The organism is Zavarzinella formosa DSM 19928, from assembly GCF_000255705.1.
Classification (GTDB): Bacteria; Planctomycetota; Planctomycetia; order Gemmatales; family Gemmataceae; genus Zavarzinella; species Zavarzinella formosa.
The window spans coordinates 559,156-565,574 of the sequence record NZ_JH636444.1 but is presented as its reverse complement, the minus strand read 5'-3'; the positions used below and the strand labels follow the sequence as shown (position 1 = coordinate 565,574).

At 55.7% G+C, this 6,419-nt stretch carries 8 protein-coding genes; 2 read left to right on the top strand and 6 right to left on the bottom strand.

Translation table 11 applies throughout. The features are described 5' to 3' along the window. Positions 1 to 339: RNA polymerase sigma factor (locus tag BGIM_RS53305; RefSeq protein WP_315849830.1), on the bottom strand; the 339-nt coding region annotated here is incomplete at its 3' end. 128 nt (positions 340 to 467) lie between these two features. Then, positions 468 to 905 (bottom strand): hypothetical protein, encoded by a 438-nt coding sequence (locus tag BGIM_RS0131345; RefSeq protein ID WP_020473627.1) that lies wholly within the window; start codon positions 903 to 905, stop codon positions 468 to 470. A gap of 96 nt (positions 906 to 1,001) precedes the next feature. Between BGIM_RS0131345 and BGIM_RS0131340 the strand changes: the two genes are divergently transcribed. Beyond that, positions 1,002 to 2,351, top strand: a complete 1,350-nt coding sequence (locus BGIM_RS0131340; RefSeq protein WP_157369558.1) for a WD40 repeat domain-containing protein — start codon at positions 1,002 to 1,004, stop codon at positions 2,349 to 2,351. 1,171 nt (positions 2,352 to 3,522) lie between these two features. Here the strand turns inward: BGIM_RS0131340 and BGIM_RS0131325 are convergent. The 4 genes from BGIM_RS0131325 to BGIM_RS0131305 form a co-directional block, all read right to left on the bottom strand. Beyond that, positions 3,523 to 3,876 (bottom strand): hypothetical protein, encoded by a 354-nt coding sequence (locus BGIM_RS0131325; protein ID WP_020473623.1) that lies wholly within the window; start codon positions 3,874 to 3,876, stop codon positions 3,523 to 3,525. 53 nt (positions 3,877 to 3,929) lie between these two features. Next, positions 3,930 to 4,538: a TapB family protein gene (locus BGIM_RS0131320; protein WP_157369557.1), complete on the bottom strand. Its 609-nt coding sequence runs from the start codon at positions 4,536 to 4,538 to the stop codon at positions 3,930 to 3,932. 457 nt (positions 4,539 to 4,995) lie between these two features. Then, positions 4,996 to 5,172, bottom strand: a complete 177-nt coding sequence (locus BGIM_RS65635; protein WP_020473620.1) for a hypothetical protein — start codon at positions 5,170 to 5,172, stop codon at positions 4,996 to 4,998. After that, entirely contained in the window at positions 5,169 to 6,008 is an 840-nt protein-coding gene (locus BGIM_RS0131305; protein WP_020473619.1) for a hypothetical protein, read from the bottom strand. Before BGIM_RS0131305 ends, BGIM_RS65635 begins: the two co-directional genes overlap by 4 nt. A gap of 166 nt (positions 6,009 to 6,174) precedes the next feature. Here BGIM_RS0131305 and BGIM_RS65050 point away from each other — a divergent pair. Further along, on the top strand, positions 6,175 to 6,419 hold a 245-nt coding region (locus BGIM_RS65050; protein ID WP_020473618.1), incomplete at its 3' end, for a transposase family protein.

Sequence of the window (6,419 nt, the reverse complement as noted above, 5' to 3'; positions counted from 1 at the left end):
CGTCAAGGCCATCCGCATCTCGCGCCATCCCCGCTTCGCCGCCGCGGACCGCAGCCGCACCGCCGTCTGGCGGGCGACGCCGTGCAGCCAATTTGCCACCATCTCCCTGGGTGAGACCGTCGCCGCTTTCCGGACGAGGATGATGAACGTGGCCTGGAAGGCGTCCTCGGCCGCGTGCGCGTCGCATAGTATGCGGCGACAGACGCCCCACACCATGGGGGCGTGCCGGGTGACGAGGGTGGCGAGGGCGGCCTCGTCCCCGCGGTCCAGGAAATGTGTCAGCAGTTCCCCGTCGGTCCACCCGGCCCGGTCGACCGCGCAGAGTTGACGGACGACCACGCTTAACGGACTCCCTGGCATCGTCTGGCCCTCCGGCACCCCCGTTGCATGGCTCCTATTCTCCCACAGGTGGCAATTTGATCCATCATTTTTGTCGGCCGCCCAAATTTCTCACCCCCATCGACGTGTCAGTACAACGTCGGCTGACTCACCTGCTCCCGTAACTTCGCCCGGATCACCGACAAGTCAACTTTCTCGGCTTCTGAATGCCCCTTCTTCTCCGAAGTTCGGTCGAGCAGTTCCCGGATGCCCGCCCTCCTTGCCTCGTCCTCGGTTTCGTAAGGTTTGGCTGACCAGACGCTTGGGGCATAGCTGAAACCAGATATGCAGGTTTCAAGCCGGGTGCAGAAGACCCACACATGCTCTCTGACTTTGCAAAGGCCAACCGTCGCTGTCGCTTTCCCGCAACGAGCGACAACTTCCTCCTGCCGAGGGCAGAAGACGCCCGAGGTGTTGACATGACACTCGGCTCCCCATGCCAGTTTGGCAATCTCCAGCGTCCGGGAGTCGCGTCGCCAGTTGGGGCCGGCGTCGTTGATGGCTTGGATGCGGGTGGGGATGTCCATGTCCCCATCGCTATCTCGTTTGGGTCCGGTTCGCAAGCGACTTCTCGAACGTCTTCGCCCCGGGCATTAACGCTTAGAGGGCTCCAGAGCAGTACAATGGCGATCATCCATTTTGGTTCATATGTCAGTCGTTGCGGCCCTTTAGAGGCCACGAGCGGCGAGCGAGACGGAGATGGGAAAATGCCTCAGTTTATGCTGAAATCAGATGTTTTAGATGTATGGTGGCAAGTCATGATTTTGGGAATCATTCTTGCCGCGATTGGAGTTGAGTCCGCGGCGGCGGCCGAGACGGAATTGTCCGCGAAGCCTTCTCTCTCCATTCATGCGCACACCGCCGGCGTCACCCAACTACAATTTACTTCGGACGGGAAGCAAATCTACAGCTTCGGATGGGATGGATGTGTCCGCCTCTGGGACGTTCCGGGCGGCAATAAAGCGAGTGAAATCCGCCTGGGTTATTACGGCAGCAAGGTGATTGCCATTTCCCCGGACGGCAAAAAACTGGTCGCCCCGTTTGCGGAGCGCGGCCGGGAGAGACCGCTTTTCGCACCACTGGAATCCGAATTAAAACTCCCGCCTGACAACATTCCGTTTCAAGTAATTGACCCGCTGAAGAAGGGCAAGCCCGTTGTGCTGGACGAGCATTTTCACGGCGAGCAGCTTCAGCCAGTCACATTTAGTCAAGACTCATCACGATTGATGTGCTATTCACTAAATCAGATTGTGGTGTGGGACTTTAAGTCCGGCAAAAAAACGGTGCCTGACCTCGCCAAGGCGGGACTTGCCGCCCATGATGGCAACCCGGCCCGGTTGGTGTCCTCGACAATTAGTCCAGACGGAAAGAAGCTGGCGTTTTTTGTTCGACATGGAGACAATTGGGGAAACAAAGAATGTGGCATCTGGAATATTGACGGAGATGCCAAGTACAGGGCGTTGTTTAAAAACGGCCTGTTCCCGTTTCAAATGCAATTCCACCCGGACGGCAGTACGGTTCTCGTAGCCTGTTTTGACGGCTGCGTCGCATGGGATGTTTCCACGGGCAAAGCGGTCAGGAAATTCGCATTGCAACCGGAGCCCGTCGAACGGTCGAACGTCAAGCCTGAGAAAATCCCCGTCGGCTGCCGGTTGTCATTTGACGCCAAAGGTGACAAACTGCTCATATTGACCTTCTTCAGGCAGCCAGAGCCTTCAAAGAACGGCTCCCAGGCGACTCCGCTCCCTGTCGAAGCAATACCGCCGGAAGCTCGGATTTGGGATTTTGCGAGTGGCAAACAACTCAACCAGATTGAGATTCCCGCCGACACCATTAGCGCGGCTCTAAGCCCCGACGGCAAGCTCGTTGCCCTCGGCACCAAAGGGAATTACGAAATCCAAGGCAAGGCCACGGAAAGAATCCCGCCCTCAAAATGGACCGGACTAATCAAAATCCTGTCGCTTAAGAAGTAACGGACGGTCTGGTCGTCGGACATTTGAGATCTTCATTTGGCAGGAGAATAGCGAGATGGTTGGAACCGAAAAATTGGCTTGTCCCGCACTGACAGCAAGTCTTTGATCCTGTCGTCGTCGCACGATGCAATGGCGAGAGGGCTCGGCAAAGCTCGCCGTTTGCCAGGGAGAGGCTGTCCCAGTTTTCAATTTTAAATGCCTCAGCCAAGGCCGGACGCATTTTGGCTACCACCTTCTTTCAGGACATGCACATAAGACCCCGCAGTTGTTCACAAGGCACTTGGCTGCCAGAACATCTTCGCGGCTTTCAGAGTGTTTAGAGCGTTCGGAAATAATGAAGCAAAAACCTTGGTTTTCGCGAGTATTCCTCGTTGTTTCCGAACGCTCTTAGATTTCGCCAGAAGTCAGTGCCGGCGTCATAGATGGCCTGGATGCGTTCATGGATGTCCATTCACCTTCCTTTCGCTGTTGTCCAATCGTTACAGGATTTAATAGCTGTTCGCAACCATTTCGCGTGAATGCGCAGATGTCAGGCATGGGCTGAGGACGTTGAGGGCAGGAAGGGCCAGAAACAGTTTCGCTGAAGTGGAACGGAGAATTTTAGTAGATGAGAAATGGCTTGATTTGCTAGGAGATCACAATAGCTTCATTCATCAAGACATATCTCAGAAAACGTGGCACAAGAGATGCTTTATCCTTATCGCTGAGTTGAATTCGCCAGCCGGGAAAAGGGAGAGGTTTCGCGATTGGTGGTTCGACTTGGCCAGCATTAAAGCCATCCGGAAATCAGCCGAGGGAGAGACGGCCGGTAACCGGATGGCTTTTTCATTTTAGCGCTCGCATCAACCAGTTGTTTTCGATGATTGTGTTCATGGATGACACCCCTGTTGTCCGGCATCGTGCCGGAATGAAGCCATGCCTTGCCCAAGCCATTGCAGCCGAGCGGCTTCATCAACGCCTTGCCCATCGCTTGTGGTCAATTATCGGAGACCTGTTCGACGTCCTTTTACATTAATCTTCACCGGCCCTCTCTTTCAGCCACGACTGCACCTTCGCCGGGACGGGGCTCTCCCCGGTTTTCCGGCGTCGGACAGTGCGAGGTTCGCGCACAAGATCGCGGGCATTTCTTTTAGACCACAGCTTTCCGCTTCGATCAACTGCCAATCTGCATCTACTTCACTTCAAACAGGTATGCGTCCGTCGCCTCATTTCCGTTTGGGTATTTTGAGGTGATGGTGACGGTAACCTTTCCCTTGCCGGCCGGTTTAACCTCGACCTCATGAAGGCCCGCGCCCATTGGTGTCTTTTGGCCTTTGACCCTTGCGGAAACGGAATTGACCGCCACCATCGCCCCCGTTGTTTTCGCTGTGACTGTGGTTCCGGGAGTCCCGTGAACCGGAATCCGGACGATGTCTCCCACTTCGACGGTAAAGGGCAATTTGTCTTTGGGTAAGACAATTTCCCCGGCCATCGACAAACCTCCCAACAAAACCATAGATACCAGGCTCAAAATCCATTTGGACATGGCGAACCTCTTGTTTGTGGCGAACAAGGACTCTCTATCTTCTGCGAGTGACGTCACTTCCCCGGCGTGAACGACTTCAAGACAGTCACCTGCTCGATTCCCGGAAATTCATTCAAAGATTTCACCAGCCCCACTCCAGGCGCATACCAGCAGGTCTGCTTTCCATTCAGATCGCCCCCGACTCGCCACTCGCTTTCGATCCGCAATGCCTTGAATTTTCCAGCCGGGACTTCGATCACTTCTTCCCCGATCATCGTGTACGTTGTTCTCGACCCCTTTGGCAACTGCGGATTGCTTTCCCACGAATCACCGGCTTTGGCAGGCAGCTTGAGAAGTTGGCGGGACAGAGCGTGTTCCATGCCATTGATGGCGACTGCGAACAATCCCTTTTGCGAAACTATAAAAGTCAGGTCTGGCCTGGGCGGGACGGTTATGTCAGGCCGAATCGTGACTAGCAAGTGACCATCCTTTTCTTCCACTTTGGTCACCAATTGCGTGTTCTCGCTGGTAGTGTCCGCTACCTTGGGTTCATGAGTCCTCCGTTCATACACCCTTTTATCGCCGACCTTGGTGGCGTAATAGAGGGGTGGCTTGTCCTTAGGGATTGGAGCGGCGAAGTAGGGAGGGCAGATCACGAGCAGTGCGAGAACGGCGAATCGCATGGCGTCTCCGGATAAGGGGAAGGTATCGTACCACGCGGCCCGCTTGCAATCAACTTGCGTCAGGGCGTGGAAGCGGCCGAAGGCGTCGCGAAGTGACCGAAGTGCCGGAAGGACCGACTCGAAGGGGATGCCCATCACCTGCCTTTGAACGGCTCCACATTCTTCAGTTCTCGAACTATCCCGCCGCTCTCCCTGAATTTCCGCCATTCCTTGTGGTGAGCTTCGCAGTAATGCAGATCAGGCCCGATCAGATGGGAGCAATGGCCGCATAACTTCCGGTCGCAGGTCTTATCCTTGCCGACCGGGTGATCACAAAGGATTTCTGTCACGCCTCCACAGGCACAATGCGGGCTGAGGTCACCACAAATGATGATTGGCAAAGCTTCATCCGGGTGGAAGACATGGCTATCCCCATCCCGGAATGCCCGGCCTTTTCCGCGTTTTACCACGTAGCAAGTCATTGCTGCCTCCTTTCTCGCAACCACTCCCGCACCTTCACCGGCACCTCGGCCTTCCCCGTCAGCCACCTGCGGATCTGCCGCGGTTCCCTGACGAGGTCATGGGCCAGCTTTGTCTGCCAGCCCGTTTTTTCGTAGATGGTTTCGCAGAGGGTGGTGAGTTCTTCCGGGGTCACAGGGATTCGCCCGTCACGTACTCCTCGCCCATCGTCACGAGTCTATCGAACAACCATGTCTGCAACTCCCGCGACACATCCCGCAGGTCGTAGTGGTTGTGGACAAACTCCTCGATGATGGTCGAGGCGAGGAATTTGGTCCCTTTGTCGAAAATGTCCTTGGCCAGCAGGATCGTGCCGTCCTTCGCCATGCCGTAGACGCCATCGCCAAGCCAGTTCACGACACTCGCCGGATAGCGTTCCAAGTCATCACCAAACCCGATCTTCCCGACGAACGCCATCGCCTTGTCCAATTGCTTTTGCTGGACGTTCGTCAACTTCGCCGGAGTAAGCGGTTGGCTGGATTGCGTGCGGTTCTGATACCAGCGGATAGCCCCCATGTTCAAGCCACGGGGACGGCGTTCATTCAGTTTGCGGCAGACCGCCCGGAAAGAGTCGCTCATTTCCAAACTGGGGTATTGCTCGACGAACGTGAGCTGGCCTTCGTGGAAGAATTCACCGGCCGTCAGCACTTTCATGATGAAGTTTTGGTCTTGTGACGTGATGACCGATTTCTCAATCGCCTCGTTCATGTGGAAGGAATACTTCAATGTCCGGTCTTCGGTCAGTGTCACCTTGTCGCGTCGGTTGTACCGGAACAGGGCGGGCAAACGGGCGTCATGGACCTTGATCCCTCGATAGAAGACCGCGTGGTTGTGACTTCCACGTCCAAAGGCATCGACGTAGGGTGAACCATGCAGGCAATGCTCTTTATCCGACAGGAAGTATTGGTTGCGATTCTCCCACACCGTCAGGAAGGATACCCCGTGTAACACGATGGCGGTCTGTCCCGGCACGGCCAGGTCCTCCTCCCCTGCAGGGCAAACGCATCAAATTCAGCTATAAACAGCGTAGTTTGAACATTTCGCCGGGGAAGAATCTGTTCGTCAAAGGCGTTGCTGACACAATGGCCGTGGCGTATGCCATCAATTTCGTCCCCTGATTTTCTCGCGGAGCGAGACAATGACGCTGACCAAGGAATGGCCCATTCGAGAGTTTTTTAGCGATCTTCGCGATCCTCGCGTCGGCGGACGTTGCGATCATGATCTGCCGGACATCGTTCTGATCGTGTTGTGCGGCACCATCGCCGGCCTGGATGACTTTGTCAGTATCGCCGACTATGCCCGATCCAGGCAAGCCTGGCTCAAGGAACGGCCGGGCTTGAAACTTCGCGATGGCATTCCGTCCCACGACACGCTCAACCGGGT